Consider the following 26,231-nt stretch of genomic DNA (forward strand, 5'->3'; position numbering starts at 1 on the left):
GGCCGCCGGGCAGGGCGGCCGGGGAGCTTTGTCAGGTGACCGGGATGCCTGGGTTGGTCAGGGCCCTTCCGCCGGTCATCGTGTTGCTGCGGTCGACGGTGACCTTGCAGCTGCTCGCGTTGAAGTTGGTGATGTTGAACGCGTACCGGCCGCTGCCGGTCGCGCCGGTCAGGTCGGAGGTGTTGCCGCGGAACACCGTCCCGCAGCCCCACCCGGACTGCTGGGTGTGCGTCTCGTAGCCGTTGTTCGTGGTGTTCTTGCCGGTGTTGTTCTCGATGACGTAGTTGTTGCCCTTGACATCGATCCAGCTGTCGTCGTAGTTCGCGCCGGTGAGGCCGCGGCCGTCGAAGCTGTTGCCGGACACCAGCCCGCCGGTCGTCCCCTCCTTCAGGTCGACCGCCTCGCCGCCGACGTCCGGGCCGATTGTGTTGCCGAGGATCTGCACGTGGTCGGACTTGTCGGAGGTGCCGCCCGCGCTGCCGACGTACACCCCCTCGCCCATCCCGCGACCGTCGTTGCCGGTGTCGTAGATGCGCGAGTTCTTGATCACGCCGTACGTGCTGCTGTTGCGGAAGTGCACGCCCTCCATGTCCAGCCCGTGCACGGTGACGCCGTCGATCGTCACGTGGGTGGCGCTGTCGATCATGATGCCTTTCTGGCCGCCGGTCACGGTGAAGCCGCGCACGGTCCAGTACGACGCGCCGTTCAGGTGCAGGCCGTAGCCGCCGCCGGCCTTCAGTACGGCGTTCGCGGAGCCGGTCAGCGTGATCGGCGCCGCGGACGTGCCGTCGACCGTGGTCTTGAAGTTGCCGGTGTAGGTGCCGTCGGCGAGCTTGATGGTGTCGCCGGGCTTGGCGTTGGTCAGCGCGGCGGTGAGCTGCGCGGAGGTGCTGACATCGATCGTCGCCGTGGCCGACGGGCGGTTGCGGATGTGGTCGCGGATCCAGACGCCGGCCGGCTTGAGCATCGCCGTCCCGGTGAAGTCGTCGCCGTCGCACGTGCCTTCCTTGAAGACCGCGCCGGAGCGGAAGTCGTCGGAGAAATTCCAGTTCGTCCAGCCGATCTGCTTGCTCTCCAGGAAGTCCAGGTACTTCTGCGACCAGGTGAAGTCGTTGCTGCCGTCACCGGTGTAGGTCTGGGTGCCGAACTCCGTGACGAACAACGGGATCCGGTCCGCGGCGCGCGCCAGGGCGTCGAAGTACTCCTGCTGGTGCGAGGCGGCGTAGAAGTGGAACGTGTACATCAGGTTCGACGCGTTCACCGGGTTGTTGATGACATCGGCCTCGCTGGCGCCGTCCGAGACCCCGAGCGAGGCCCAGCCGTGGGTGCCGACGAAGATCACGCCGTCGGGGTCCTTGGCGCGGATCACCGGCACCATCTGCTCGGCGTACGACTTGATGCCGGCCCAGCTGACGCCGTTCGGCTCGTTGGCGATGTCGTAGATGATGTTGACCTTGTCCTTGTGCCGCTCGGCGATCTCGGTGAAGAACCGCTTCGCCAGGTCGAGGTTCTCGTTCGGGTCGCCGGGGTCGAGTTGGTGCCAGTCGATCAGCGCGTACAAGCCGCGCTTGGTCGCCTCCTCGATGAGCGTGTTCACCAGATTGGTGTACTTCGCCGGGTCGGTCTCGTAGCCGCCTTCCTGCACGTACATCGAGATGCGCAGGATGTCGGCGTTCCAGTCGTTCGCTAGGGCATCCAGCGAGGAGGTCTTCAGGCAGTTGGCGTACCACTGCAGGCCGTGCGTGCTCATTCCGCGCAGCTGGACGGGTTCGTTGCGCTCGTTGCAGAGCTTGGTGCCGCAGACGTGCAGCTGGCCGTTGCGGCCAACCGGGGTGTCGGCGGCCGGCGTGGAGACAGGTAGCAGGGCCGAAGCAGCCAGCAGCGCGCCGGCCAGGAGTGAGTGGATCATGAACGTCCTCCGAGGGGGCGTCGGGGAGGATGATTAGGAAGGTTTCCTAATAGTTCACGAGAACGTAGCGGTCGACGCGGAACGCTGTCAACCGGTCGCGCAAAGTGATCACAACCGATCAGGCGGTGTCGCGGTCGGGCCAGGCGGCCTTCAGCGTCGCGAGCGTGACGGTGATCGCCGGGCGGCGCGAGGTCGTGGTGCGCCACACGGCGTACAGGCGACGGCTCGGGGCAGGCTGCAGTGGTACGACGACCACGCCGTCGGGGACCGGTCCGCGGCCGAGGCGGGGGAGCAGGCCGATACCGAGGCCGCGGTCGAGCATCGCCAACTGGGTCTGGTACTCCGCGACCGAGTACGCGACCTCCGGCTCCACGCCCGCGCGGCGCATCGTCCGGATCAGCCACTCGTAGCAGATCGACCCGACGGGCTGGCAGATCCAGCGCTCGCCGACGAGATCCTCCGCGCGGACGAACTCCTTGCCTGCCAGGCGATGCGTCGCCGGCACCAGGACGTCGGCGGGGTCCGTGCCGAGCTTCACCCGGGACAGCCCATCCGGCAGGGCGAGCGGGGTGTTGTGCCAGTCGTGGACGATCGCGATGTCGATCTCGCCGCGGTTCACCGCCGCCACGGCCTCGAACGGATCGGTCTCGAGCACCCGGACGTCCAGTTGCGGGTGATCGTCGACCAGCCGGGCGAGAGCGGGCGGCAGCAATCCGCGGGCCGCGGTCGGGAACGCGGCGATGCCGAGCGTCCCGATCGCCTGACCGCGTTGCTCTTCCAGGGTCAGCTCGGCGTCCTCGACCAGCTCGAGGATCCGCGCGGCCGTCGAAGCCAACTGGCGGGCCGCGTCGGTCAGCACGATCCCGCGGCCCTGACGCTCGACCAGCGTCGTCCTGGTCTCCCGCTCCAGTTTCGTCAGCTGCTGCGACACCGCCGACGGCGTGTAGCCGAGCACCTCGGCCGCCCGGTTGACCGATCCGTACTGCGCCACGGCGTGTAGTGCGCGGAGCCGCCCGAGATCGATCATGTAGCTCTCCTACATTGATAGCGGTAGTAATCGGTGCTGGTCCTTAAGTGTACTCCGGCCGAGACTGGACGGCATGAAGCCTCGTGACCTGCTCCTCGCCCTGGCCGCCGTCGTTGTCTGGGGCATCAATTTCGTGGTGATCGAGGTCGGTCTGGAAGGCGTTCCGCCGCTGCTGCTGTCCGCGCTGCGGTTCTTCTTCGTCGCCGTCCCGGCGATCTTCGTGCTCGGCGGACCACGGGTCCCCTGGCGGTACGTCGTGGGCGTCGGACTCGCGCTGGGCGTGGCGAAGTTCGGTCTGCTGTTCATCGCGATGGACCACGGCGTACCGGCGGGCCTGGCGTCGCTCGTGCTGCAGAGTCAGGTGATCTTCACGGTCCTGATCGCGATCACCGTCCTGCGGGAACGCCCGCGGCCCGCACACCTCGTCGGCATCGCGATCGCCTGCGCCGGGATCGTCCTGATCGTCCTCGACCGCAAGCTGTCCGCCCCGCTCGGCGCGCTCGTCCTGGTGATCGTCGCCGGCGCGTCCTGGAGCATCTCCAACACGATCACCCGCTACGCCAAGCCGCCGGACATGCTGCGCTTCATGGTGTGGATCAGCGCGGTTGCCGTCGTACCGCTGCTGATCCTCTCGCTGCTCACCGAAGGCCCGCGCGCCGACGTCGAGGCACTCCGCACGATCGACCTGACCGGCATCGGCGCGATCGCCTACCTCGCCTTCGGGGCCACCCTGTTCGGCTTCGGTGTCTGGGGTTACCTGCTCCGGCAGTACGCCGCCAGCACGGTCGCGCCGTTCTCGCTGCTGGTGCCCGTCGTCGGCATGTCCGCGGCGTGGGTGCTGCGGGGCGAGGCCGTCGGTCCGCAGCAGGCGATCGCCGCGGTGCTCGTCATCGGGGGCATGGCGTGCACGATCGTCCGACGGCCCGCGCCGCGGTCAGCTGTTCGTACCGACGGCCATCGGCGGCATCTGCCAGCCCCGAGCAAGTGACGACGGGTACGCCGGTGCGCCGCCCGCGAAGTACTCGGTGAACTTCATGATCAGCGGATCCCAGCGCAGCGGGTCGATGTAGCGCTCGTTGCTCATCAGCAGATCCTCGCGCACCCGGACCCGCTCGACCTTCATCTCCAGCGCGCACAGGCGCGAGTCCGGCCCGCCGATCCCGGTGATCGACTCGATCCTGCCCTCCAGGTTGATTGGGCTCTCCAGGACCGAGTCGAGGCCGGACAGCTCGCTCGGCTCACGGGTCAGCCCGCCGGCCGCGAACTTGTCGGGCTCGTGCCGGTACCCGCGGGCCCGCTTCGCGTCGGACATCTCCGCGGACCCGGTCAGCAGCGCGATCCGGTCGAGCGCCGCGACCATCGCGGGGTCGACCAGGTTCAGCACCAGCTCCGGCCGCTCGGTCAGGTTCTTCACGGTCTGTGCGCTCGTCCCCATCCCGAGCATCGCGGTGTAGCCGAGCCACCAGGCCGACGACATCGGGGCGAGATTCGTGGTGCCGTCGGGGTTGGCGGAGCTGATCAGGACGACCGGCGTACCGAAGTACAGGACCTTGGGCTCGACTGTGCGCTTCATGGAGATGAAACGCTGGTGCGCCAGGATGTGTGAGTGGACGCATCTCAAGTCGGTCGCCTGACCGCACGATGGATCGCCGAACTGCCCGGCGAGGACAGCACCGTGATCTCCGGTCTCGGCGTCCAGCCGCTGCTCGCGATGCTGGCCGAGGTTGCGGACGAACCGGCCCACACCGAGCTGGCCGACGCCGCCGGCGGCCGGTACGGCGGTCTGCTGGAGGCGCCCGATCTGCGGATGGCGTTGGGACTGTGGACGCGTCCGGAGATCGAGCTGCAGCCGGGCGTGGACCGGTTCCTGCCGCCGGAGGTCCGCGGGACGCTGACCGACCGCGCCGCCCTGGACGCCTGGGTGGTCGAGCGGACGGACGGGTTGCTGCGCCGGATGCCGGTCCAGCTCACATCCGACGTGTTGCTGGTGCTCGCGTCGGCGCTGGTGCTGAAGACGGAGTGGGTGCTGCCGTTCGAGGAGTACCCGCGCAGCGATCGGCGCTGGCTGAGCCGGGCGGATCCGGACCTCGACAGCCTTCAGGTGTACGACACCGCGACGGGTCCGTTGACCGTGGTGACGGTGCGCGGGATCGGGGAGTTCGACGTACGGCTGGTCATCGGTGACGGCGGGCGGGCGGCGGTGCTCGGCACGGCGCTGGAACTCGACGGCGACGGGCTGAGTGGTACCGAGGTGCTGGCGGCCGAGCGGTCGGCGCCTGGTGTCGAGGTGATCGAGTCGATGCAGCCGGTCGTCGCGCTGTCGATGCCGTACTTCGAGATCGAGGCGGAGCACGACCTGCTGGAGCATGCCTCGGTGTTCGGGTTGGGCGCGGCATCCGACACGCGGACAGGACATTTCCCGGGGCTGAGTCCGCAACCGTTGGCGATCGGCCAGGCGAAACAGGCCGTGCTCGCACGGTTCTCGGCCACCGGCTTCGAGGCGGCCGCGGTCACCGCGATGCCGATGGTCGCGGGCTCCGCGGCGTTCGGCGCGAAGGCGCTGTACGTGAACCTCGAGCGGCCGTTCGGCTTCGTCGCCGTACATCGGCCGACCGGTGTGCCCGCCGTCGCGGGCTGGGTGAACTACTCGTAGGGGTTGGCTGGGGCGGTCACCGGCTTGACCGTCGTGATGGTGAGCGCGGCGACGTCGCCGTCGACCCGCCGCGTCGGCTCCGCCCACTCGCCGGTCACGGTCACCCATTGGTTCTTCGCGGGCGCGGCCTGGCCGCGGGCTTCGACCATGAACGCCGTACCGTCCGCGACGCAGCAGGTCAGGCCGATGCGCGTTACGTACCAGACGCCGCTCCTCGCCGGGGTGACGAAGCCGGTCAGCTGGAACGACTTGCCCTTCATCGTCTCCTTCTCCCACACCGCCCAGACGGCGTAGTCGCGCACCGCGATCGGCTTGGGGCCTGCCGACCCGTCCCAGTACGCGTTTCCCTGCGGGGCGACCGGTTTCGCGGCGACCGGTGACTGCCGTTGCGCCGCGTCCGCGCCGAGCGCGGGCGGATCGACGACGAGCAACGCGAACACCGGGACCAGCAACAACCACGCGGCCCGCGGCAGAGCGTGGTCGTGCGCCGCGCGGGTCCGCACGAGGACGTCGGTCACCGCCAGCGCGATCAGGATCAGCCCGGCCGCGAACAGCATCCACCGCATACCGGGCTTCACATACCGCAGATACGTCCCGGAGGTCGCGAGCTGCACCATCGCGGCCCCCACGAACACGATCACCAACCCGGCAACGTTGCGTTTCACAACAACCACCATCCGGCGAGCAGGCTGGCAAGGATCGCGACCACGAAGGTGGCCGGGGCGAACCGGACCGCGAACTTCGGGCCGAAGGTTCCGGTCTGGAGGGCGATCAGTTTCACGTCGACGATCGGGCCGACGACCATGAACGCGAGCCGCGCGGTCAGCGAGAACTGGGTCAGGCTCGCCGCGACGAACGCGTCCGCCTCGGAACAGATCGCCAGCAGGACCGCGAGCAGCCCGAGGATCAGCACCGAGAGCAGCAGGTTCCCCGCGACGTGGTCGAGCCAGGCGCGCGGTACGACGACGTTCAGCGTGGCCGCGGCGGCCGCGCCGATCACCAGGAACCCGCCGGCGTGCAGGAAGTCGTGCAGCATCGCGGACCGGAACACCTCGAACTTGCCGTCGTCGTGCGCGTGCCGGTTCTTCGGCAGCTTCAGCCACGACCCGCCCTTGCCGGTCAGCAACCACAACCAGCCGAGGATCATCGAAACCGCGAGCGACGTGACCGCGCGGGCGACCACGACCTTCGGCTGGCCGGGGAACGCCACCGCCGTCGACGCCAGCACGACCGGGTTGATGGCCGGCGCCGACAACAGGAAGGCGATCGCCGCGGCTGGGGTGACACCGCGGGTCATCAACGCCGCCGACACCGGCACCGACGCGCACTCGCAGCCGGGGAGCACAACGCCGGACGCGCTGGCCACCGGTACGGCGAGGGCGGGATGTCTCGGGAGCGCTTTGGCGAAGAACGACGCAGGGACGAACGCGGTGAGGGCCGCCGACAGCAGCACGCCGAGCACCAGGAACGGCAGGGCCTGCACCGTCACGCCGACGAACATCGTCGCCCACGTGCGGATCCCGTCGCCGGTGAACCACGCGTTGAACAGCCGCCGCCCGAACAGCGCGAGCCCGACCAGCAGCACCAGAGTGCCGGTGAACACGATCGACGACCCGGAAGGCTCCCTCGCCGCTTGAGCCTCCTGGGCCTCCGGCGTCTCCTGCTCGGCCGCTGTCATGGGCGGAATGCTGGCAGAAATCCCTTGGAAATGAAAATCACCGTCATGTATCAGGTGTGTGGCAGTGTTGAGGTATGGATGCCGATGTGGTGCGCGCAGTCAACGACCTCACCACCCGCTGGGCCCGGATCTTGCCGGCCGAGAACACGGTGGTGGCCGGGCTCGGCCTGTGGCCGTTGCTGGCCCTGCTCGCGACCGGAGCGGACGAACCCGGGCGCTCCGAGCTCGCCGCCGCGGCCGGTGTGGATCCGGCGACCGCGGCAACCGACGCGATCCGGTTGGTCGAGACCATCGAGGACTCCGCCGATCTGAACGCCGCGCTCGGCGTGTGGGTCAGTGAGGACCTGAAGCTGGCGGAGACGTTCGACAGCGTGCTGCCGGCGCCGCTCGTCGGCCTGCTGACCGGCAATCCGACGGTCGACAAGGCGAAACTCGACGCCTGGGCCGCCGACCACACCGACGACCTGATCCGGGAGATGCCGCTCGACATCGACGGCGACCTGATGCTGGTGCTGGCGTCGGCGCTGCTGCTGCGAACCACCTGGGTGCGCCCGTTCACCGAGCAGATCCGGCGCATCGCCGGCGGTCCGTGGGCCGGTTCGTGGCATTGGCTGGAGCGCACGGACACCGACCTCGATTCGGTACGGCGGTACGGCGAGCTGACCGTGGTCACGGTGCGCGGCGAGGCGGATGTCGACGTACTGCTGGGGATCGGGGAGGACGCGCTGCCCGCGCTGCTCGAGGCGGCGGCCCGGCCGGGCGACGGCGTACCGGGCAGTCAGCTGATCGACCAGGACCGGCCCGGTCCCGGGTTGACGATCGGGAAGACGACGGCGGCGCGGCCCGACCTGAAGGTGTCGTTGCCGTCGTTCAGCATCGAGGTCGAGCACGATCTGCTGGCGTCCCAGGAGTTGTTCGGTTTGACGGCGATCGCGTCGGATCCGGGCGCGCGCGGGCATTTCAGTGCGCTCAGCCCGACCCCGCTGCAGCTCGGGCAGGCGAAGCAGAAGGTGCTCGCGCGGTTCTTCGCGACCGGGTTCGAGGCCGCGGCGGTGACCGCGATGGCGATGACGCGGGCCGCGATGATCACGTCGCAGGAGCGCCGGCTGGAGGTCACGTTGGACCGGCCGTTCGCGTTCGTCGCCGTACTGCGGGACTCGCGGTTGCCGATCGTGGCGGGCCGGGTCGAGCGGCCTACCGAACCGGGAGAGTGAACAACCGGTTGAGCAGCGCGGACGCCTCGTCGACGCCCGCGCGATCACCGGTCAGCAGCAGGTCGAACAGCAGGCCGCGCGAGGCGGCCAGACCGAGCCGCGCGTACGCCGGGGCCTGATCCGGCGGGATGCCGGCGCGGACGCAGAGCTCGATCAGCGGCGGCAGCCAGACGTTGATCAGGTCGGCCTTGAGGGGCTCGGTGTGCGGCAGGTCCTGCATCGCGTGGGCGCTGAGCTCGAAAAACAGCGGGCCGTACACGAGCGCAGCCTCGGTGACCCGGCGCCAGAACTCCTCGGCCTGCTCCGCGATCGGCAGGTCCGACAGCGTGGCCAGCAAGTCGCGCTGCTGCTGCTCGACCGTCCGCACCACTTCGGCGAGCAGACCCTCGCGGGAGCCGAAGTGGTAGATCAGCATCCGATGACTGGTGCCGATCGAGGTCGCGATACTGCGCAGGCTCGCGTCCCCGATCCCGTTCTTCGCAAAGTGCTCGATAGCGTCAGCCAGCAGGGTTGCTCGACTCACTGACTTCCTTCAGTTTGGCGGTCTCGGTGGCGATGTAGTCGCGGGTCAGCTTCGCGTACAGCCGGCCGAAGAGCCAGCCGAGCGGGCCTTCCTGGATGATCGTCGCGGTCGCGACGGTGCCGTCCGGCGTACTGACGACGCGGTGGCCGCCCGTGGTCTTGATCCCGGGAGCCTTCGAGACCCACTCGAAGTACTCACCCTCCTTCAGTTCCGTCACCTCCCAGACCGCGACCGGGAGCTTGGGCTGACGGATCCGGGTGCGGGCGCCGACGTGGATCCGGCCCGCGTCCAGCCGCTCGACGGAATCGACGGTCGGGGTCCAGTCGGGCCACCGCTCGACGTTGCTGAAAACCTCCCAGACCCGCTCGGGCGCGGCCTGGATCGTACTCGAGTGATCGAAGCGCATGTACCAAATGGTACATGGACCTGAGACACTCACCAACGGGTTCGCAGGGCGTCGACCGGAGCGGGACGCAGCGTGAGCGGTAGGTAAAACCGGGCCCTTGGTGAGTGGCTGGGGTCCGGGGTGCCGGTAGGGTCTGGGGCCATGGCTGACCAGAACGTCCCGCAGAACGTGGAGAACGAGCAGGACCCGGGCGCGAACACGCAGATGTTCCGCGCCTTCGTCAACGAGGGCCAGACCGAGGCCGCCGCCGAACCCAAGGTGAACGGCCGGATGCTGGCGATCGTGGGCGGTGCGGTGCTGCTGATCGCGATCATCGCCGCGATCGCCGTCCTCTGACTTGAACCTCCCCGTCGAGGTCGTCCGGGTCTTCACCGACCCCGACGGCCGGTTCGGCAACTCCCTGGGCATCGTCGACGGCCGCCTCGTCGGTGAGAGCGACCGGCAGCGCGTGGCCGCCGAGCTCGGCTACAGCGAGACCGTGTACGTCGACGACGCCGCCACCGGCACGCTCCGTATCTACTCCGCCACCGGCGAGATGTCCTTCGCCGGCCACCCCACCGTCGGCGCCGCCGCCTGGCTCCACACCCACGGTCACCCCGTCGACACCCTCCACGTCCCCGACGGCCCCATCCCCGTCACCCGCTCCGGCGACCTGTACTCCGTCCGAGCCGACACGACCTGGGGCAGCGCCTGGGACTGGCATCAGCTAGCCACCCCCGCCGACGTCCTGGCAGCCGACCCCACGTCGTACTCAGCCGGCCATACCTTCCTCTGGTCCTGGCAGGACGAGCCCCGCGGCATCATCCGCGCCCGAGCCTTCGCTCCCGCGATGGACGTGACCGAAGACGAGGCCACCGGCTCCGCGGTCACCCAACTCACCGCCCGACTGACCCGCGACCTCCTGGTCGTCCAAGGCGCCGGCTCCCACCTCCACACCACCTGGCACCCACCAACCCACGCAACCGTCGGCGGCCGCGTACTACCCGAAGCCCCGCGCATCTTGCCTCTGTAAGTCCCCGCGGAACCGGTGATGCGCTCGACCTGCAGAGCACATCACCGAGTACGTCAATATGTGACGGGTGAGTGAGACAATGCTGGAGCGGTTCAGCGCGGCCTTCGAAGTGACCGCCGGCTCGCCGAAGTCCCTAGCGGCTGCCGCCGTGGGGACAGGTGCGCACGGAATTCGCGCTCACTTCGGTGGGTGCACTTTCGAGCACGGTCTGTACCGGATCCACACCGACGTGTCAGCGACCGCCGCGGGTGAACTCGTGGACGCCGCCTTCCCGGAGTTCACGGGCCGGTTCGAGTGCTTCGGCTTCGACTGGCTGGGACGTCAGTTCGCGGTCGACCGGCAGCGTGGTCGCAGCGCGGAACCGGAGGTGATGATGCTCGAGCCCGGGACCGGTCAGGCGCTCGAGATCCCGGTTCCGGTGTCACGCTTTCATGACGAGGAACTGGTCGACTATCCGGAGGCGGCGCTCGCGCGCGGCTTCCACTCGGAATGGGTCACTGCACGTGGGCCGTCGTTGCGCTTCGATCAATGCGTCGGCTACCGGGTGCCGCTGCTTCTCGGCGGTGCGGACGAACTCGACAACCTCGAGGTGTCCGACCTGGAGGTGTACTGGAACCTGATGGGCCAACTGCGGTTGAAGGTCATTGGCTCATCGGCTGAGGGGATCGCGGAGTGAGACGGGATTCCCAGGATTGCCGATGGTGATGGACGAGGGGTTCTCGATCGGGCCGCGACCCGACGGGACTATCGAGATGGTGGTCACCGGGCCGTGGTCCGACGAGGCCGGCGCGGCGTTCGTCGATCAAGGCGCCGGCACGCTGGTGCTGAACTATGCCCTCGGATTCGACCTGCCTGACCTGCGATTCCTCGACGACCTGCCGGTGCGGAACCTGGTAGTCATCGATCGGCGCCTGCAGTCGCTGGATCCGGTCTACGGCCTTGCTTCGACGCTGAGAAGCCTGAGCCTCATTGTGGATCCTGCGTTGACCGTTGATCTCGAACGACTGCCCGAGCTGATCGAGCTCCGGGCGGACTGGCGCCAGATCAGGCAGACGTTCCGCTTCGCGGTTCACCTTGTGCGACTGTTCGCGACGCGATTCACGGAGGACGACCTATCGGTTCTGGCGCCGGCCGGCCACCTCGAGACGCTGGTGCTCAAGGATCGGCCGCGCTTGAAGTCGCTCGACGGACTCGGCGGCCTCCCGGGTCTTCGGCATCTCGGCGTCTATCTCGCGGCACGGCTCTCGGATACCGGAGCAGTCCGTGGGTCAATGCTGCGCGAACTGCATCTCGAGGCCTGCAAGAAGGTGACCGTTCTCGACGACATCGCAACGTGTGGTGATCTCGAAGTCCTCAATTTGAGTGACGGCGCAAGCTTCTCGAGTGCTGAACCACTGCGCGCGCTGACGAAACTGCAGGAGCTTCTTGTGTCCGGCTCCACGAGGATCCTCGACGGCGATCTGAGCCCGATCGCCGACCTTCCGCAGCTCCGGGAGCTGCGCATGCAGAGCCGGCGACAGTATCGGCCGAGAGTCGAAGAGATCCAGAAAGTCATCTCCGAGCGCTAGTAGTCCTGCCGGCGGTGGCGCGACAGCCGGCCAAGACCCGTGGCGCGGGAAGACGCGCGATCGCGGGTCTGCGGACCTCAGGTGCCTTCGATCGTGTCCTAATGTGCGTTCCATGACGGATGTTCTGGGTCCGGAGAGCTGGCGCCGGGTCGGCCGGGGCAGGAGAAGTGAGTTTCCTGACCTGAGAGCCGAGCAGATCGGAGCGGTGCTTGCGGCACTTCCGGCCCATCTCGGTCCTTACCGCCTGGTGCTGCACGAGCTCGTTCCCGGACCTGAGCGGTGCGTCCCCCGCACGCGCCGGGTCGACCCGGCCCGGCTCGCCGAACTGGTCGTCGAGGGCCACTGGAACTACTTGTCGTCAGCGAACGTCTGTCGCCCGGCGTCGTGGCGAAGCTGCCCGACGTCGACTCGGCCACGCTGTCCCTGAACGGAGCCATCAGCCTTCAGATCGGCGCCCGGAACCGCCTGGGCCCGGAAGCGCCGAGCCTCGGCATCGTCGCCAAGGTCGCAACCCGAGCCGGCGAGTCCCGAACCCACGACGAGTACAGCAAGATCTACGACGCCGCACTCCGCGCCGTCCGCAAAGTCACCAGCTAGTCTCCGTCACTCGGCGCTTGCACGCCGGAGTCGGAGGAAGTCCGTCGCGACTATCCGGAGCTTCGTCAGGCCCTGGGCGGTGCGGGGTGGGCGTTCGGGTCGGTTTCGTGCCTGGTTTCGAGGATGATGGAGATCGATCGGGTTCTCGTGAGCGAGGGGCTGATGCATACCTACAACCTGGTCGGTCCTGCGGTGGGGGACGACTATCGCGCGTTGTTGCGGGCCGTGGCGCCCTTGGCGGAGGTGTTCGGGGTGCTGGACAAGGGCCCGGGGACACGGATGGACGAGTCGGGGAGCGACGTACTGCGGAGGCTCGGCGGGCATCTGCTCGAGGCTGGTGAGGTGCAGGCCTGGCCTGGCTCCCTGATCGTGGGTACGTCGACCCAGGATCGGTACCTGTTCCGGCTGGACGAAGAGTCGCTCGAGGTGCTCACGACGGCCGCATCGAGCCTCTTCGACTGGGTCTGGCCGCGGCTGCCTGAGGATCTGCATTTGCTGCGGGCTGACGGGTCGACCGTGCTCGGGACGGTCGCGCAGGAGGACGATGCCTGGCTCGAGTTGACGGCGGCGGAGTACGACGCGGTGGTCGGCCGGCTACCCCGGGGAGTCCGGCTCGGGCGGGGATGAGGGGCGGGATCGGGGACATCCGTTGACGGGTGACCCGGCGCGGATGGAGCATGGGGACTCGGCTACTTGGGGAGGTTCTTGTGGCGGAGGTTGTCAGGGCTGCGCTTGTTCAGACGTCGTGGACGGGTGACAAGGAGTCCATGATCAAGGCGCACGAGGACTACGCGCGGCAGGCGGCCGCGGCGGGTGCGAAGGTGATCTGTTTCCAGGAGTTGTTCTACGGGCCGTACTTCTGCCAGAAGCAGGACGCCGAGTACTACGACTACGCCGAGTCCGTCCCGGGCCCGACCACTGAGCGGTTCGCAGCCATCGCCAAAGAGTTCGGCATGGTGATGGTGCTGCCGGTGTACGAGCAAGAGCAGCCGGGCGTGCTGTACAACACCGCCGCGGTCATCGATGCCGACGGCACCTATCTGGGCAAGTACCGGAAGAACCACATCCCGCAGGTGAAGGGCTTCTGGGAGAAGTTCTACTTCCGGCCGGGCAACCTCGGGTACCCGATCTTCGACACCGCGGTCGGGCGGATCGGCGTCTACATCTGCTACGACCGGCATTTCCCCGAGGGCTGGCGGGCGCTCGGCCTGGCCGGCGCGAAGATCGTGTTCAACCCGTCGGCGACCAGCCGCGGCCTCTCGGCGTACTTGTGGAAGCTCGAGCAGCCGGCCTCGGCGGTCGCCAACGAGTACTACATCGGCGCGATCAACCGGGTCGGGATCGAGTCCGAGTTCGGCGACAACGACTTCTACGGGACGTCGTACTTCGTCGACCCGGAGGGGAAGTTCGTCGGCGACGTCGGGCACGACCACGATCCGGAACTGATCGTCCGCGACCTGGACCTGAGCCTGCTGGACACCGTCCGCGACCGCTGGCAGTTCTACCGCGACCGCCGCCCCGACGCGTACGGAGACCTGACGAAACCGTAGCGGGGACAGAAGGGGACAGGGAATGTCGTTGCTCGTCAAGGGTGGAACCGTCGTCGGACCGACCGGGACCCGGGTCGCGGACGTGCTGGTCGAGGGCGAGAAGATCGTCGCGGTCCTGGATCCGTCGTTCAGCCCGACGATCACGGTCGACGAGGTGCTCGATGCCTCCGGCAAGTACGTGATCCCGGGCGGGATCGACGCGCACACGCACATGGAGCTGCCGTTCGGCGGGACGGCGGCCAGCGACACGTTCGACACCGGCACCCGCGCGGCGGCGTACGGCGGGACCACGACGATCATCGACTTCGCCGTGCAGCGCACCGGCGAGGTGGTGCAGGACGGGCTCGCCGCCTGGCATGCGAAGGCCGACGGCGAGTGCCACATCGACTACGCGTTCCACATGATCCTCGGCGGCGTCGACGCCGACGCGCTGAAGGCGATGGACCAGCTCGTCACCGACGAGGGCATCACGAGTTTCAAGCTGTTCATGGCCTACCCGGGCGTCTTCTACTCCGACGACGGGCAGATCCTCCGCGCGATGCAGACCGCGCGGGAGAACGGCGCGATGATCATGATGCACGCGGAGAACGGCATCGCGATCGACGTTCTGGTCCAGCAGGCGCTGCAGCGCGGCGAGACCGACCCGATCTACCACGGCATCACCCGCCCGGCCGCGCTCGAGGCCGAGGCCACCAACCGGGCGATCGCGCTCGCCGAGGTGGCGCAGGACTGCCCGCTGTACATCGTCCACCTGTCGGCCAGTCAGGCGCTGGAGCACGTGGCGGCGGCGCGGGACAAGGGCCGCAACGTGTTCGCCGAGACCTGCCCGCAGTACCTGTACCTGACGCTCGAGGACCAGCTCGGCGCGCCCGGCTTCGAGGGCGCGAAGTGGGTCTGCTCGACGCCGCTGCGCAGCAAGCACGAGCCGCACCAGCGCGACCTGTGGAAGGGCCTGCGGAACAACGACCTGGCGATCGTGTCGACCGACCACTGCCCGTTCTGCATGAAGGACCAGAAGGAGCTCGGGCTCGGCGACTTCTCCAAGATCCCGAACGGGATCGGCGGCGTCGAGCACCGCGTCGACCTGGTCTTCCAGGGCGTCGTCGACGGGAAGCTGTCGCTGGAGCGCTGGGTGGAGACGATCTCGACCACGCCGGCCCGGATGTTCGGGCTGTACCCGCGCAAGGGGATCGTGCAGCCCGGATCGGACGCCGACCTGGTGATCTACGACCCGAACGGTACGACGCGGATCGGGGTCGCGACGCACCACATGAACATGGACCACTCGGCGTACGAAGGGGTCGAGATCAAGGGCCGGGTGGGCACCGTGATCTCGCGCGGCGAGGTGATCGTGGCTGACGGCAACTACCATGGCCGCAAGGGCCGGGGGAAGTTCCTGAAGCGCGGCCTCTCCTCGTATCTGATGTAAGGGGGATGTCGTGGACTTCGGTGTGGTGTTCCAGTGCGATCCGCCCGCGTCCACGGTCGTGGAGCTGGCCCGCAAGGCGGAGGACGCCGGGTTCTCGTACGTGTGGACGTTCGACTCGCACCTGCTCTGGCAGGAGCCGTTCGTGATCTACAGCCAGATCCTCGCGACCACGCAGCGGGTCGTCGTCGGGCCGATGGTGACGAATCCGGGGACGCGGGACTGGACGGTGATCGCGTCCCAGTTCGCCACGCTGAACGAGATGTTCGGCAACCGGACGATCTGCGGGATCGGGCGCGGCGACTCGGCGTTGCGGACGCTCGGCGCGCAGCCGGGCACGATCGACGAGCTGAAGCAGTGCGTCGAGGTGGTGCGGTCCCTCGCCCGCGGCGAGACCGTCAGCTATCGCGGCCAGGAGCTGAAGTTCGCCTGGGTCGACAACGGCGCCCTCGACGTGTGGGTCGCGGCGTACGGGCCGCGCGCCTTGAAGGCGACCGGTGAGGTCGGCGACGGGTACATCCTGCAGCTGGCCGACCCGGACATCGCGGCCTGGATGATCGCGGCCGTACGGCGTTCCGCGGAGCAGGCGGGCCGCGACCCGATGGCGATCAAGTTCTGCGTCGCGGCACCGGCGTACGTCGGGGACGACCTGGCGCACCAGCGCGACCAGACCCGCTGGTTCGGCGGGATGGTCGGGAACCACGTCGCGGACATCGTCGCGCGCTACGGGGCGTCCGGCGCGGTCCCGCGGGCGCTCACGGACTACATCGAGGGCCGGAAGGGGTACGACTACACCGAGCACGGGCGGGCCGGGAACACCCACACGGATTTCGTGCCGGACGAGGTCGTGGACCGGTTCTGCATCCTCGGCCCGGTCGAGAACCACCTGGCCCGGCTGGCCGAGCTGAAGGAGCTCGGCGTCGACCAGTTCGCGTTGTACCTCCAGCACGACGCCAAGGAGGAGACCCTGGCGTCGTACGGGAAGGACGTCATTCCGGCGTTCTGACGGCGGCGACCTGACGGCGGAGCTGCTCCAGGACCACCGGGTCGAGCTGGCCGTCCACCAGCCGCTCCTCGAAGTTCTCGGTGCCTGCCCAGGTGTCGAGGGCATCGGCGAGGTCGGCGGCCGGATAACCCAGCGTTTCGAGGGCGTCAGCGACCTCGGATGCCAGTTCGCCTTCCAGTGGCAGCAGGGTGGCTGGGTCCGGTTTGCCGAAGTACAACGTGTGCAGGTCGAGGAGCCGCCCCAGTTCCTCGATGGGTGTCCGGTGGTCATCGGCGCGCAGGTCGATGGCGGTGTCCAGCACTCCGCCGTACGCCGCTCCGGCACGCCACACCCGCAGCGCCGCGCTCTGGCGCCCGCGGCGATCTCCACCGGCCCGGTCGCCGGCCGCCAGTGCCGTGACGAGTCGTCGCTCGAATGCCTGGTCGGCGTGCGCCTGCCACGCCTCAGCCATCGCCTCGACCACCTGCGGGCCGGCCAAGATGTTGCCCTGGATCGCGAACCCGTCGCCTGCTCGACCGCCTGCCCAGTCCAGGCAGGACGGTCCCGTGAACGTGGCGCCGCGGCCCTCGGCATCGACCAGGCCGACCTGGCGATGATCACGCTCGTCGTCGGCCCCGGTCAGCTGAGCCACGGCGTCGTCGGCGGTCGCGCCGCCCGCGAGCAGGTCCAGGCCGTCCGGTCCGTAGGAGAGGTTGGCCGTGGCCTGGGTGGCGACCGCGCCGGCGCCGGCCCGTCCCCAGGGCACGACCGCACCCACCGCCAGGAACTTGGACGCGACCGCGATTCCCCAGGACCGCGAGTCCGGATCGAAGGCCACGATCGAGAACGTCATCGCAACTCCTACGGGTTCGGGGTCCAGCGGTAGGCGCCGGGCAGCAGGTCGGTGACCAGGACCGACGCCGGGCCGTCGGGTGTCGGCAGGATGACGCGGATCGTCGGGTGGTAGTCGACGAGGACCTGGCGGTCGCGGCCGCACGGGGCGACCACACCGCGTCCTTCGTTGCCGACGGCCACGATCGTGGTGAGCTCGCGGGCGCCTTCCGCGCGGGCCCGGCCGAGCGCGACCAGCTCGGCGCAGGGGCCGCCGGTGAAGTGGTACAGGTTGATACCGGCGTACATCCGGCCGTCCACGCCGCGGACCGCGGCGCCCATCGTGTGGACGCCGTCGGGTCCGTCGGTGTTCGCGTCGACCGTCCGGCGAGCCAGCTCGATCAGCTCGCGGTCGTCGTCGGTCAGCGGGCGCAGCTCCATCAGCCGGCGATCCGCTGCAGCTCGGCGTCGACGACCGTCTTCACCTTCTTGATCTCGGCCGCCGGGTCGGCGCCGCTGCGGATGATCCGGTTCAGCGCGTCGGTGTACGCCGTACCGGACTTCGGCGACCACAGGATCGGGGTCTGCGCGTGCCCGTTCTCGGTCGCCAGCTTGGCCGCGTCGGCGGCCGGGCCGGTCTTCAGCTTCTCGGCCTTCTCGACCAGGCTCCTCCGGGCCGGGATGTGGAAGCCGTAGGACTGCGCGAAGTCGACCTGGTCGTCGGTCTGGTCGACCCAGAGCCATTTCACGTACTTCTTCGCGGCGTCGACGTTCTTCGACTTCGCGTTCACGCACGACCCGTACGCGCCGACCGGGACGCTCGGCTTGCCGGTGGTGGCGTTGAGCCTGGGCCAGGGGAGTACGCCGTAGTCGCCCGGCAGCGCCTTCTCGATCGCGGGCAACGTCCACAGCCCGGTGAACTGCATCGCGGTCAGGCCCTGCGTGAACGCGGACGGGTCGGACCAGTCCGTCGGGGCTCCGAGCAACAGCACCTTCGCGGTCCAGAACTCGCGCAGCTTGCGCAGCGACTCGACGGCCTTGGGGTCGTCGAACCCGAACTGGTTGTCCGCGGTCAGGTAGTCGAGCCCGGCCGACCACAGCGCCGGCCCGCCGAGGATGCCGACCCCGCCGTCGTTGCCGACGAACAGGCCCTTGACCTTGTCGTTGGTGAGCTTCTTGGCCGCCTCGAGCAGCTCGTCGACGGTCTGCGGCGGTTGCACGCCGGCCGCGCTCAGCAGGCTCTTGCGGTACACGAGCAGCTGCATGTCGACGACCTGCGGAACGCCGTACAGCTTGCCCTGGTACGTCATCCGCTCGATCAGCGCCGGGTTGAAGTCGGCCTTCGCGTCACCCAGGACGTCGGTGAGCTCGACCACCTGGTTGGCCTTGATCATGTCGATCGTCGGCCCGTTCCCGTACTCGAACACGTCCGGGCCCTGGTCGGTCAGCAGTGCCGTCGACGCCTTCTTGTCGTAGTCGCCCGGCGACCACTGGATGCTCACCGTCGCGTCCGGGTAGGCCTTCGCGTACCGCTCGACGGCCTGCTGCGTGCCCGCCTCGCCGTACTGGTGGTACCACTGCTGGAGCGTCGGTTTCGACCCGTCCGACCCACCGGGCGACGGCCGCCCGGAGTTCGATCCGCATCCCGCCACCGCCATCGCGGCCAGGCCGGCCCCGAACCCGAGGACCTGCCGCCGACTGATCGTCATCTCACGTACCTCCGTCCGGCGCGGTCCCACAGCCCGCGCACCACCCACCGACCCTACGACCGCGCGGGCCCAGAACGCCGCGTTTTCCAGCCGTCGAGAACGGTATGCTGTCCGGCATGTCTTGTCCCCGTGACTAGAGACGGCTCCCACGCCTCGCGTGGTCGAGCCCATTCCGTCGTGAATCTCTAGGAGCGTTCTCGTGTCCGGCACAACTCGTGCCGGGAGCTACCGTGCTGTCCTGCTGTTGCCGTCGGCGTTGCGCACGTTCGTGCCTGCGTTGCTCGGCCGCTTGTCGTACGGTCTGCTCCCGTTGTCCCTGCTCTTCACCGTCCGGTCGTCGACCGGTTCCTTCACTACGGCCGGCGCTGCGGTCGCCGTCTTCGGAGCGGCGTCCTTGTCGATGCCGTTCAAGGCACGTCTCGTCGACCGTTACAGCCAGCGCCGCGTCCTCCCGCTGCTCGCGGCCGGCTCCTCGGCCGGGTTGGTCGTCGTCGCCACGGCCGGTACGACGCCTGCCGCCGTCCTGCTGCTCGTCGGCGCGACCGGACTGCTCGCGCCGCCCTTGGGGCCGTCGATGCGGTCGAACTGGCGCCTGCTCACCGAGGGCACCGCGCTCAAGGAACGCGCGTACGCCGTCGACGCGGTATCGGAGGAGTGTCTGTTCCTCGGCGGGCCGCTGATCGCCGGCACGCTGATCAGCCTCCTGTCGGCGCCGGTCGCGCTCGGCTGCTCGGCGGCCCTGATGCTCGTCGGCACGCTCGCGATGGTGACGAGCCCGGTGACCACGCACACCGCGGCTTCGGCGCCGGCCCGGCATCCGTTGGGGCCGCTGGCGATCTCCGGGCTGCGGTGGATCCTGCTCGTCATCATGGTCACCGCGTCCGGGATCAGCGCGGCGTACGTGTGCGTGGCGGGTGTCGCGGCACACGCGGGACGTCCCGGGGCGGCCGGGTACGTCGAGGCGGCGATCGCTCTCGGGAGCGTGATCGGCGGGCTGCTCTGGGCACGCCGTACGCACACCCGGTCCTGGACGACGCAGCTCGCCGGGCTGATCGCCGTACTCGCCGCCGGACTGGTGGCGGCCTCGTTCGCGACCGGCCTGATCATGCTCGGCGCCCTGCTCGCTGTCGCCGGTGTCGCGGTTGCGCCGATGTTCGTGGTCGCCTACCTGGCGGCCGACAACGTCACGCCACCCCACCAACGCACCGAGGCCAGCACCTGGATCAACACAGCAAACAACCTCGGCTCCGCCACCGGCTCAGCACTCGCCGGCCTGATCGTCGACCATTCCACCTCCGCCTGGGGCTTCCTCGCCGGTGGCCTCCTCCTGGCCCTGGTCGCCACGACCCTCGCGGCGTCAGGCCGTTGACAACGATTGAGTGAATTTGTATATCCGGCCATGTAGGTCTATATATATCGGAACATACTCTCGGTGCTGTGAAGACAGTGATCGATGTGGACGACAGGGTGCTGGCACTCGCCGCGAAGGAGCTCGGGACGGTGACGAAGAAGGACACGGTCAACGCGGCGCTCGCGTTCGTCGCCCAGCGCCGGGAGCGCATCGAGGCGCTGCTCGACGATCCCTACGCGCTGGGCGTCGGCCCCGACATCGATGACCCCGACGTCATGCGCGAGGCGCGCCGTTGAGCAGTGCTGCCATGGCCGGCACGGTCGGCAAGTTGTACCTGGTCGACACCTCGGCCCAGGCGCGGAGCAAGCACCCGCTGGTGCGCTCGGTGATCGCCGGATTGATCGTCGACCACGCGGCCGCCACCTGTCTGACCGTCGACCTCGAGGCCGGATACTCCGGCCGGAACCACGCCGACGTGCGAACGATCGCCGAGCGGCGGCAGGCGTTGTACGTCGACCTGCCGATCACCGACTCCGTCGCGAGGCGCGCCCGCGAGGTTCAGCTTCGGATGGCGGCCCGTGGACAGCATCGGGCCGCCGGCGTGGTCGACGTCATCACCGCCGCGGTCGCCGAGCAGCACGGCGCGATCATCCTCCACTACGACGCCGATTTCGAACACATCGCTGCTGTCACCGGGCAACCGCACCTCTGGGTGGCGCCGCGCGGGACGCTGGACTGAGCGGGCGCGTGCTCAGGCGTCCGACAGGCGGGCGATGGTGGCTGAGGCGCGGCGGACGATCGGGACCGGGCCGGCGGGGAGGACGTCGCCGATGAAGGCGTAGTGCCGGAGGACGTCGGGGTCGACGTCGCCGGGGCGGTGCCGGCTGTGGTCGCGGACCCAGTCGATGATGTCGCCCCAGCCGGGCGCCGCGAGCGAGCCGCCGAAGTGCTGGACCGACAGGCCCGCGCACAGGTTGCCGAAGGCAAGCCGGTGGGCGAGCGGCCAGCCGCGGAGGGTGCCCAGGACGAGGGAGGCGAGGAACACGTCGCCGGCGCCGGTCGGGTCGTACGAACGGACCGGCAGCGCCGGCACCTGCTCCTCCTCGCCGGTCTCGGAGTCGATCGCGAGGACGCCGTCGGCGCCGTTCGTCACCACCGCGAGCGGCACCCGGTCGGCCAGCTTGTGCAGCGCGGCCTTCGGGGTGTCGGTGCGGGTGTAGGCCATCGCCTCGCTCGCGTTCGGCGTGAAGGAGTAGAACCCTTCGAGTACGTCGAGAACCGCCGGCGACCACTCGTCGGTCGGGTCCCACCCGACATCGCCGAACAGCAGCGCGCCGGACTCCCGCGCCTCGACCGTCCAGCCGGGCAACTCGTCGGCCACCGGGACGATCGCCGACCGCGTCTTCAGCCCGGGACCGACCAGTTTGCTCGGGTCGCCCGGCGCCTCGTGCGCGTGCGTGACCATCGCCCGGTCCCGGTCGATCGACATCGACACCGTCACCGGCGAGTGCCAGTGCCCGATCCGCCGCGAGTGCGACAGGTCCACACCCTCCTGGTCCGCGAGCGTCCGCCAGCAGAAGTCGGCGTACGCGTCGTCGCCGAACACCGACGCGAGCCCGGTCCGCAGACCGAGCCGCGCGGCCGCGATCGCGAAGTTCGCCACCCCGCCCGGGCACGACCCCATCCCCTCGGCGAAGATCTCGGTCCCGGTGGTCGGGGCGGTCTCGAGCCCGGTCATCACGATGTCGAGGAACACGGTCCCCTGCACGAACACGTCGTAGCGGTCCTGCTCGTCCGTCATCGTGACACTGCTCCTTGTCATCCTGTGTTGTCGGTGGCGGGTGGAATGGTTCTTTCGTAGCATCATCGGCCGATCAAGACCACGGAATTGGGAGGGGTGTCCGTGATCCCTACCTGGATCTCGGTTGTCGGGGTCGTGGTGACGGTGCTGAGTCCGCTGCTCGCTCTCGGAGGCGTGCTGCTGGGGTCGTACCTGACGCGGAAGTCCGATCGCGAGCTCGACACCTGGCGGCATCGTGAGGAAACGATGCGGATGGTCCGGTGGGCGGTGGAGCAGATCCTCGAGGGGGAGGACGCCGGGACGGACGCCGGTGTGGTGACCCTGCGTTCGCTGATGAGGTCGGAACTGTTACAGCCGGAGGACTACGACCTGGTCGCCGCGCTGACCGCCGCCGTTGCGATCGACCGGGTCGGCCCGGCCGCGTACGCTGATATTGCGGACGCGGATATCGAGGTCGTCGAGGGAGACAGTGAGCATGGCTGAGAAGAAGACCGTGAAGGTCTCCCGCCAAGCCGTCGAACTGGCCCGCCTGCACGTCGAGGCCGCCCGCCGCGCGGGCCGCAAACCCGACGCCGGCGTCGCCCGCATCGCCGACGCCCGCCCCGACAACGGCAACGGAGCCCCCGCCGTAGCACCCGCCTGAGCGCAAGGCGTCGTACGGGCGTTTCAAACGGACCGGGTATCGGACGGGGGCGTACGGACCGGCAGGTCTGGTCGGCGGCACGCCGTGGAGCGCCTAGACTGATCGCCGGCCGCTCCGGTGGCGTACGGTGCACTTCGTGGTTACCGTCGCGTCGCTCCCTGTTCCCGACCACGGCCGGATGAACCCGTGATCCGCTTCGAGAATGTGTCCAAGACGTACGAGGGCCAGTCCAGGGCCGCTCTGCTGAACGTCAACGTCGATATCGAGAAAGGCGAGTTCGTCTTCCTGGTCGGTACCTCCGGGTCCGGCAAGTCGACGTTCCTCCGCCTGGTGCTGCGTGAGCAGCGGACGTCCAAGGGCCACATCATGGTGGCCGGCAAGGACCTGAACCGGCTCGCGAGCTGGCGGATCCCGCAGATGCGCCGCCAGATCGGCACCGTGTTCCAGGACTTCCGGCTGCTGCCGAACAAGACCGTCGCCGAGAACGTGGCCTTCGCGCTGCAGGTGATCGGCAAGCCGCGCTCGCACATCCGCAAGACGGTGCCCGAGGTGCTGGAGCTGGTCGGTCTGGACGGCAAGGAGGACCGGCTCCCGGACGAGCTGTCCGGCGGTGAGCAGCAGCGCGTCGCGATCGCCCGCGCGTTCGTGAACCGGCCGATGATCCTGATCGCCGACGAGCCCACCGGAAACCTCGACCCGGGCACGTCGGTCGGCATCATGAAGTTGCTGGACCGGATCAACCGGACCGGGACGACGGTCGTGATGGCCACCCACGACGTGTCGATCGTCGACCAGATGCGCAAGCGCGTGATCGAGTTGCAGAACGGCCACGTCGTCCGCGACGAGTCGCGCGGCGTCTACGGCTACCAGCACTGATCGCCGAGCACAGGGACTGACTGAAGATGCGCCTGAACTACATCCTCTCCGACCTCGGCATCGGCCTGAAGCGGAACCTCTCGATGACGATTGCGGTCGTCGTCACGATCTGGGTCTCGCTGGCGCTGTTCGGCAGCGCGCTGCTGGCCAACTCGCAGGTCAGCCTGATGAAGGGCAACTGGTACGACAAGATCCAGATCTCGGTGTTCCTGTGCACCAAGGACTCCGGCGGCCGCGGCTGCTCGGGCGCCGAGGTGACCCAGGAGCAGAAGAACCGGATTCAGCAGGTCATCCAGACCAACCCGGACACCGCGCCGGACGGCGTGTTCTCGGAGTCGAAGAAGGAAGCCTTCGAGTCCTTCAAGAAGCTGTACAAGGACTCGCCGATCGTCAGCACGGTCACCGAGGACCAGATGCAGGAATCCTTCCGGGTCAAGCTGAAGGATCCGCAGCGCTACCAGAACCTGGTCAGCGCGGTCGCCGGCCTTCCCGGCGTCGACACCGTCCAGGACCTCCGCCAGTACCTCGATCCGTTGTTCAAGGCCCTCAACGGCCTGCAGATCGGCGCGATCTTCGCGGCCGGCCTGTTGCTCGCCGCGGCCCTGATGCAGATCTTCAACACCATCCGGCTGGCGGCGTACGCCCGGAGACGGGAGATCGGCATCATGCGCCTGGTGGGCGCGTCGAACTTCTATATCCAGCTACCGTTCCTGCTCGAAGCGGTGCTGGCCGCGCTGGTCGGAGCGGTGCTGGCGTGCGGCACGCTGTGGCTCGGGGTGTACCTGATCGTCATGCAGCGGGCCCAGGAGACGTTCCGCGTCTGGCAGTGGGTCGGCGCGACCGAGACCTTCCGCGCCATGCTCTACATGGTGCTGGTCGGCGTGATCCTGGCCGTCATCCCGACATTCCTGACAACGCGGAAATACCTCAAAGTCTGACCCGGGTGACCTATCGTGCAGTAACAGGAGTAACAGCAGTCACTCCCGTACCGCACAACTTCATCCAGAGCAAGGGGTCGACCTGTGGTCCCGCACTTCCCCGGTGCGAACCCGCCTGAGCGGGGGAGCATCAAGCGAGACGACAGCACCGGCACCTCCGCAGCGCCGTACCCGCGATCACGCACGCGACCGCCGGGCCGGCAGACGGTGGTTGCCGCATGCTGCCTTGTCCTGTCCCTGTCCGCCGGTGTCCTGGCCGCGGTTCCGTCCGCTCCGTCCGCGGAGGCGAAACCGCCGGACCCAGCCGCCAAGAAGAAGCAACTCGACTCGCAGATCAACCAGTCCAAGGCTGATCTCGACGACGCCTCCGACCAGCTCGGCAAGTCCGTTGCCGCGTACAACCAAGCTGTCGTGAAGTACCAGGCCGTCCAGGTCCGGTACGCCGCCGCGCAGGGCCAGTTGGCCGCCGCGAAGGCCGCCGACGCGGTGGCCGCGGGCAAGCTTGCCGCAGCCGAGGCGGCGCTGCGGGTCGCGGTCTCCGACGTGGAGGCCGGCGAGAAGCTGATCGCGGAGAAGCGGTCCGTGGCGGGTCGCGCGGTCCGGTCGGCGTACCAGCAGCAGAACGGCCTGGTCGGGCTGACGATCGCGCTGCGCGGCGCCGCGCCGGCCGACATCGCGACCGGGATGCAGGTCCAGCGGAACGTGTTCGGCATCCAGAGCAACGCGATCACGAACCTGAACAACGCGCAGGCGCAGCTCGCCAGCAAGCGGGTCAAGGTCGCGGCCGCGGAGAAGGACGCCGAGGGCGCCCGGGCCGAGGCGGCGGCGACGGTCAAGCGTGTGACCGAGCTGACCAAGCAGGTCGCGGCCGACCGGGCCGAGGCCGCGGCGATCGCCAAGGTCAAGCTGACCGCGTTCAAGGCCGCCGAGAAGGAAAAGAACACCGAGCTGGCGCAGTACAACTCGCTGCTGCGCGAGCGGAACCGGGTCGAGCAGCTCCTGATCGCGCGGGCGAAGGCCGAGAAGGCCGCCGCGGCCCGGCGCAAGGCCGCGGCCGAGAAGGCGGAGCGGGCGAAGGCGCGCAAGGAGAACCGCCCGCCGCGGAAGATTCCGGACAACCCCGGCGGCGGCGACAGCGGCGGCGGGCTCAGCTATCCCGTCAGCAGCTACATCACGTCGCCGTACGGCATGCGGTTCCACCCGGTCCTGCACTACTGGAAGCTGCACGATGGCACCGACTTCCGCGCTCCGTGCGGTACGCCGATCCGCGCCGCGGCTGACGGCAAGGTGACGGACAAGTACTACAACGGCGGCTACGGGAACCGGCTGTTCGTTTCACACGGTGTGATCGACGGGTCCTCCATCACCACCGTCTACAACCACCTCTCGCGGTACAAGGCGCACGTCGGTGAACGCGTGAAGAAGGGCGAGATCATCGGGTACGCCGGCACGACGGGCTACTCCACCGGCTGCCACCTGCACTTCATGGTCTACCAGGACGGCCGCGTGGTTAATCCCATGAAGTGGCTGTAGA

At 68.7% G+C, this 26,231-nt stretch carries 30 protein-coding genes and 2 pseudogenes; 20 read left to right on the forward strand and 12 right to left on the reverse strand.

Going from position 1 to position 26,231, the window contains the following annotated elements:
• Window positions 1-31: 31 nt before the first annotated feature.
• Both ACWEOO_RS36665 and ACWEOO_RS36670 read right to left on the reverse strand, forming a co-directional pair.
• Window positions 32-1,909, reverse strand: coding sequence for a cellulase family glycosylhydrolase (locus ACWEOO_RS36665; RefSeq protein ID WP_452146960.1), 1,878 nt, complete (start codon window positions 1,907-1,909; stop codon window positions 32-34).
• Between the two features lie 118 nt (window positions 1,910-2,027).
• Window positions 2,028-2,936 carry a LysR family transcriptional regulator gene (locus ACWEOO_RS36670; protein WP_452146961.1) on the reverse strand — a complete coding sequence of 303 codons (909 nt, stop codon included), beginning with the start codon at window positions 2,934-2,936 and terminating at the stop codon, window positions 2,028-2,030.
• 73 nt (window positions 2,937-3,009) lie between these two features.
• Between ACWEOO_RS36670 and ACWEOO_RS36675 the strand changes: the two genes are divergently transcribed.
• Window positions 3,010-3,924, forward strand: a complete 915-nt coding sequence (locus ACWEOO_RS36675; protein ID WP_452146962.1) for an EamA family transporter — start codon at window positions 3,010-3,012, stop codon at window positions 3,922-3,924.
• Here ACWEOO_RS36675 and ACWEOO_RS36680 read toward each other — a convergent pair.
• The gene (locus ACWEOO_RS36680; protein ID WP_452146963.1) at window positions 3,871-4,509 is read right to left on the reverse strand and encodes a flavin reductase family protein; all 639 of its coding nucleotides are present in this window, start codon (window positions 4,507-4,509) and stop codon (window positions 3,871-3,873) included. The two genes, ACWEOO_RS36675 and ACWEOO_RS36680, sit on opposite strands and share 54 nt — an antisense overlap.
• A gap of 33 nt (window positions 4,510-4,542) precedes the next feature.
• Between ACWEOO_RS36680 and ACWEOO_RS36685 the strand changes: the two genes are divergently transcribed.
• Window positions 4,543-5,589: a serpin family protein gene (locus ACWEOO_RS36685; protein ID WP_452146964.1), complete on the forward strand. Its 1,047-nt coding sequence runs from the start codon at window positions 4,543-4,545 to the stop codon at window positions 5,587-5,589.
• Here ACWEOO_RS36685 and ACWEOO_RS36690 read toward each other — a convergent pair.
• The gene (locus ACWEOO_RS36690) at window positions 5,580-6,254 is read right to left on the reverse strand and encodes a TIGR03943 family putative permease subunit (RefSeq protein ID WP_452146965.1); all 675 of its coding nucleotides are present in this window, start codon (window positions 6,252-6,254) and stop codon (window positions 5,580-5,582) included. The genes ACWEOO_RS36685 and ACWEOO_RS36690 overlap by 10 nt on opposite strands.
• Window positions 6,251-7,267 carry a permease gene (locus ACWEOO_RS36695; protein ID WP_452146966.1) on the reverse strand — a complete coding sequence of 339 codons (1,017 nt, stop codon included), beginning with the start codon at window positions 7,265-7,267 and terminating at the stop codon, window positions 6,251-6,253. The genes ACWEOO_RS36690 and ACWEOO_RS36695 overlap by 4 nt, the downstream gene beginning before the upstream one ends.
• A gap of 74 nt (window positions 7,268-7,341) precedes the next feature.
• Here ACWEOO_RS36695 and ACWEOO_RS36700 point away from each other — a divergent pair, with 74 nt between their 5' ends.
• Window positions 7,342-8,481, forward strand: coding sequence for a serpin family protein (locus ACWEOO_RS36700; RefSeq protein WP_452146967.1), 1,140 nt, complete (start codon window positions 7,342-7,344; stop codon window positions 8,479-8,481).
• A 37-nt stretch (window positions 8,482-8,518) separates the two neighbouring features.
• Here ACWEOO_RS36700 and ACWEOO_RS36705 read toward each other — a convergent pair.
• From ACWEOO_RS36705 to ACWEOO_RS36715, 3 genes and pseudogenes are all read right to left on the reverse strand, one after another.
• Window positions 8,519-8,611 (reverse strand): annotated as a pseudogene (locus ACWEOO_RS36705) (TetR/AcrR family transcriptional regulator); the annotation flags it as partial.
• Window positions 8,612-8,908: 297 nt separating this feature from the next.
• Window positions 8,909-9,004, reverse strand: a pseudogene (locus tag ACWEOO_RS36710) (TetR/AcrR family transcriptional regulator); the annotation flags it as partial.
• Complete coding sequence (locus ACWEOO_RS36715; RefSeq protein WP_363711230.1) at window positions 8,979-9,410, reverse strand: SRPBCC family protein; 432 nt, start codon at window positions 9,408-9,410, stop codon at window positions 8,979-8,981. The pseudogene ACWEOO_RS36710 and the gene ACWEOO_RS36715, both read right to left, overlap by 26 nt.
• A 141-nt stretch (window positions 9,411-9,551) precedes the next feature.
• Between ACWEOO_RS36715 and ACWEOO_RS36720 the strand changes: the two genes are divergently transcribed.
• The 9 genes from ACWEOO_RS36720 (at window position 9,552) to ACWEOO_RS36760 (ending at window position 16,569) form a co-directional block, all read left to right on the forward strand.
• Window positions 9,552-9,746: a hypothetical protein gene (locus ACWEOO_RS36720; RefSeq protein ID WP_355473040.1), complete on the forward strand. Its 195-nt coding sequence runs from the start codon at window positions 9,552-9,554 to the stop codon at window positions 9,744-9,746.
• A 1-nt stretch (window position 9,747) separates the two neighbouring features.
• Window positions 9,748-10,422 carry a PhzF family phenazine biosynthesis protein gene (locus ACWEOO_RS36725; protein WP_452146968.1) on the forward strand — a complete coding sequence of 225 codons (675 nt, stop codon included), beginning with the start codon at window positions 9,748-9,750 and terminating at the stop codon, window positions 10,420-10,422.
• Window positions 10,423-10,489: 67 nt separating this feature from the next.
• Window positions 10,490-11,098, forward strand: a complete 609-nt coding sequence (locus ACWEOO_RS36730) for a T6SS immunity protein Tdi1 domain-containing protein (protein ID WP_452146969.1) — start codon at window positions 10,490-10,492, stop codon at window positions 11,096-11,098.
• 22 nt (window positions 11,099-11,120) lie between these two features.
• A complete protein-coding gene (locus tag ACWEOO_RS36735) occupies window positions 11,121-11,990 on the forward strand; it encodes a hypothetical protein (RefSeq protein ID WP_452146970.1) in 870 nt (289 codons plus the stop codon).
• 384 nt (window positions 11,991-12,374) lie between these two features.
• Window positions 12,375-12,587, forward strand: a complete 213-nt coding sequence (locus tag ACWEOO_RS36740) for a hypothetical protein (protein ID WP_452146971.1) — start codon at window positions 12,375-12,377, stop codon at window positions 12,585-12,587.
• 123 nt (window positions 12,588-12,710) lie between these two features.
• Window positions 12,711-13,214 (forward strand): hypothetical protein, encoded by a 504-nt coding sequence (locus ACWEOO_RS36745; protein ID WP_452146972.1) that lies wholly within the window; start codon window positions 12,711-12,713, stop codon window positions 13,212-13,214.
• 50 nt (window positions 13,215-13,264) lie between these two features.
• Window positions 13,265-14,137 (forward strand): nitrilase-related carbon-nitrogen hydrolase, encoded by an 873-nt coding sequence (locus ACWEOO_RS36750; RefSeq protein WP_452146973.1) that lies wholly within the window; start codon window positions 13,265-13,267, stop codon window positions 14,135-14,137.
• Window positions 14,138-14,159: 22 nt separating this feature from the next.
• Entirely contained in the window at window positions 14,160-15,566 is a 1,407-nt protein-coding gene (gene hydA, locus ACWEOO_RS36755; RefSeq protein WP_359936830.1) for a dihydropyrimidinase, read from the forward strand.
• A gap of 10 nt (window positions 15,567-15,576) precedes the next feature.
• Window positions 15,577-16,569: a TIGR03842 family LLM class F420-dependent oxidoreductase gene (locus tag ACWEOO_RS36760; protein ID WP_452146974.1), complete on the forward strand. Its 993-nt coding sequence runs from the start codon at window positions 15,577-15,579 to the stop codon at window positions 16,567-16,569.
• Here the strand turns inward: ACWEOO_RS36760 and ACWEOO_RS36765 are convergent.
• From ACWEOO_RS36765 to ACWEOO_RS36775, 3 genes are read right to left on the reverse strand one after another with little or no spacing between them, the layout of a single operon-like run.
• Window positions 16,553-17,401, reverse strand: coding sequence for a DUF1028 domain-containing protein (locus ACWEOO_RS36765; protein WP_452146975.1), 849 nt, complete (start codon window positions 17,399-17,401; stop codon window positions 16,553-16,555). The two genes, ACWEOO_RS36760 and ACWEOO_RS36765, sit on opposite strands and share 17 nt — an antisense overlap.
• Before the next feature lie 8 nt (window positions 17,402-17,409).
• Window positions 17,410-17,820: a cytidine deaminase family protein gene (locus tag ACWEOO_RS36770; protein ID WP_452146976.1), complete on the reverse strand. Its 411-nt coding sequence runs from the start codon at window positions 17,818-17,820 to the stop codon at window positions 17,410-17,412.
• On the reverse strand, window positions 17,820-19,088 hold the full coding sequence (locus ACWEOO_RS36775; RefSeq protein ID WP_452146977.1) for an ABC transporter substrate-binding protein: 1,269 nt from the start codon (window positions 19,086-19,088) through the stop codon (window positions 17,820-17,822). Before ACWEOO_RS36775 ends, ACWEOO_RS36770 begins: the two co-directional genes overlap by 1 nt.
• A gap of 199 nt (window positions 19,089-19,287) precedes the next feature.
• Between ACWEOO_RS36775 and ACWEOO_RS36780 the strand changes: the two genes are divergently transcribed.
• The 3 genes from ACWEOO_RS36780 to ACWEOO_RS36790 all read left to right on the forward strand — a co-directional run bounded on the left by ACWEOO_RS36780 (window position 19,288) and on the right by ACWEOO_RS36790 (window position 21,178).
• Window positions 19,288-20,457 (forward strand): MFS transporter, encoded by a 1,170-nt coding sequence (locus tag ACWEOO_RS36780; protein ID WP_452146978.1) that lies wholly within the window; start codon window positions 19,288-19,290, stop codon window positions 20,455-20,457.
• A gap of 68 nt (window positions 20,458-20,525) precedes the next feature.
• Entirely contained in the window at window positions 20,526-20,735 is a 210-nt protein-coding gene (locus tag ACWEOO_RS36785) for a type II toxin-antitoxin system VapB family antitoxin (protein ID WP_355697017.1), read from the forward strand.
• An 11-nt stretch (window positions 20,736-20,746) separates the two neighbouring features.
• Window positions 20,747-21,178, forward strand: coding sequence for a PIN domain-containing protein (locus ACWEOO_RS36790; RefSeq protein ID WP_452146979.1), 432 nt, complete (start codon window positions 20,747-20,749; stop codon window positions 21,176-21,178).
• 12 nt (window positions 21,179-21,190) lie between these two features.
• On the opposite strand, the gene ACWEOO_RS36795 is transcribed toward ACWEOO_RS36790, so the two are convergent.
• Window positions 21,191-22,240 carry a carbohydrate kinase family protein gene (locus ACWEOO_RS36795; protein WP_359936811.1) on the reverse strand — a complete coding sequence of 350 codons (1,050 nt, stop codon included), beginning with the start codon at window positions 22,238-22,240 and terminating at the stop codon, window positions 21,191-21,193.
• A gap of 102 nt (window positions 22,241-22,342) precedes the next feature.
• Between ACWEOO_RS36795 and ACWEOO_RS36800 the strand changes: the two genes are divergently transcribed.
• From ACWEOO_RS36800 to ACWEOO_RS36820, 5 genes are all read left to right on the forward strand, one after another.
• Complete coding sequence (locus ACWEOO_RS36800; RefSeq protein ID WP_452146980.1) at window positions 22,343-22,723, forward strand: hypothetical protein; 381 nt, start codon at window positions 22,343-22,345, stop codon at window positions 22,721-22,723.
• On the forward strand, window positions 22,716-22,883 hold the full coding sequence (locus ACWEOO_RS36805) for a hypothetical protein (RefSeq protein ID WP_355697024.1): 168 nt from the start codon (window positions 22,716-22,718) through the stop codon (window positions 22,881-22,883). The genes ACWEOO_RS36800 and ACWEOO_RS36805 overlap by 8 nt, the downstream gene beginning before the upstream one ends.
• A gap of 186 nt (window positions 22,884-23,069) precedes the next feature.
• Window positions 23,070-23,759 (forward strand): cell division ATP-binding protein FtsE, encoded by a 690-nt coding sequence (ftsE, locus tag ACWEOO_RS36810; RefSeq protein WP_355697026.1) that lies wholly within the window; start codon window positions 23,070-23,072, stop codon window positions 23,757-23,759.
• Between the two features lie 26 nt (window positions 23,760-23,785).
• A complete protein-coding gene (gene ftsX / locus ACWEOO_RS36815; RefSeq protein ID WP_363711257.1) occupies window positions 23,786-24,697 on the forward strand; it encodes a permease-like cell division protein FtsX in 912 nt (303 codons plus the stop codon).
• 84 nt (window positions 24,698-24,781) lie between these two features.
• Window positions 24,782-26,230, forward strand: coding sequence for a M23 family metallopeptidase (locus tag ACWEOO_RS36820; RefSeq protein WP_452146981.1), 1,449 nt, complete (start codon window positions 24,782-24,784; stop codon window positions 26,228-26,230).
• The last annotated feature ends 1 nt before the right edge of the window (window position 26,231 follow it).

This window comes from Kribbella sp. NPDC004138, from assembly GCF_053603655.1.

What these genes read in the sequence shown, in the direction of transcription:
- ACWEOO_RS36735 (WP_452146970.1), top strand. Translation starts at nt 11,121, where the DNA reads ATGGTGATGGACGAGGGGTTCTCGATCGGGCCGCGACCCGACGGGACT.
- hydA (WP_359936830.1), top strand. Translation starts at nt 14,160, where the DNA reads ATGTCGTTGCTCGTCAAGGGTGGAACCGTCGTCGGACCGACCGGGACC.
- ACWEOO_RS36665 (WP_452146960.1), bottom strand. Translation starts at nt 1,909, where the DNA reads ATGATCCACTCACTCCTGGCCGGCGCGCTGCTGGCTGCTTCGGCCCTG.
- ACWEOO_RS36720 (WP_355473040.1), top strand. Translation starts at nt 9,552, where the DNA reads ATGGCTGACCAGAACGTCCCGCAGAACGTGGAGAACGAGCAGGACCCG.
- ACWEOO_RS36770 (WP_452146976.1), bottom strand. Translation starts at nt 17,820, where the DNA reads ATGGAGCTGCGCCCGCTGACCGACGACGACCGCGAGCTGATCGAGCTG.
- ACWEOO_RS36765 (WP_452146975.1), bottom strand. Translation starts at nt 17,401, where the DNA reads ATGACGTTCTCGATCGTGGCCTTCGATCCGGACTCGCGGTCCTGGGGA.
- ACWEOO_RS36670 (WP_452146961.1), bottom strand. Translation starts at nt 2,936, where the DNA reads ATGATCGATCTCGGGCGGCTCCGCGCACTACACGCCGTGGCGCAGTAC.
- ftsX (WP_363711257.1), top strand. Translation starts at nt 23,786, where the DNA reads ATGCGCCTGAACTACATCCTCTCCGACCTCGGCATCGGCCTGAAGCGG.
- ACWEOO_RS36795 (WP_359936811.1), bottom strand. Translation starts at nt 22,240, where the DNA reads ATGACGGACGAGCAGGACCGCTACGACGTGTTCGTGCAGGGGACCGTG.
- ACWEOO_RS36745 (WP_452146972.1), top strand. Translation starts at nt 12,711, where the DNA reads ATGATGGAGATCGATCGGGTTCTCGTGAGCGAGGGGCTGATGCATACC.
- ACWEOO_RS36680 (WP_452146963.1), bottom strand. Translation starts at nt 4,509, where the DNA reads ATGAAGCGCACAGTCGAGCCCAAGGTCCTGTACTTCGGTACGCCGGTC.
- ACWEOO_RS36675 (WP_452146962.1), top strand. Translation starts at nt 3,010, where the DNA reads ATGAAGCCTCGTGACCTGCTCCTCGCCCTGGCCGCCGTCGTTGTCTGG.
- ACWEOO_RS36700 (WP_452146967.1), top strand. Translation starts at nt 7,342, where the DNA reads ATGGATGCCGATGTGGTGCGCGCAGTCAACGACCTCACCACCCGCTGG.
- ACWEOO_RS36790 (WP_452146979.1), top strand. Translation starts at nt 20,747, where the DNA reads ATGGCCGGCACGGTCGGCAAGTTGTACCTGGTCGACACCTCGGCCCAG.
- ACWEOO_RS36775 (WP_452146977.1), bottom strand. Translation starts at nt 19,088, where the DNA reads ATGACGATCAGTCGGCGGCAGGTCCTCGGGTTCGGGGCCGGCCTGGCC.
- ACWEOO_RS36715 (WP_363711230.1), bottom strand. Translation starts at nt 9,410, where the DNA reads ATGCGCTTCGATCACTCGAGTACGATCCAGGCCGCGCCCGAGCGGGTC.
- ACWEOO_RS36695 (WP_452146966.1), bottom strand. Translation starts at nt 7,267, where the DNA reads ATGACAGCGGCCGAGCAGGAGACGCCGGAGGCCCAGGAGGCTCAAGCG.
- ACWEOO_RS36805 (WP_355697024.1), top strand. Translation starts at nt 22,716, where the DNA reads ATGGCTGAGAAGAAGACCGTGAAGGTCTCCCGCCAAGCCGTCGAACTG.
- ACWEOO_RS36750 (WP_452146973.1), top strand. Translation starts at nt 13,265, where the DNA reads ATGGGGACTCGGCTACTTGGGGAGGTTCTTGTGGCGGAGGTTGTCAGG.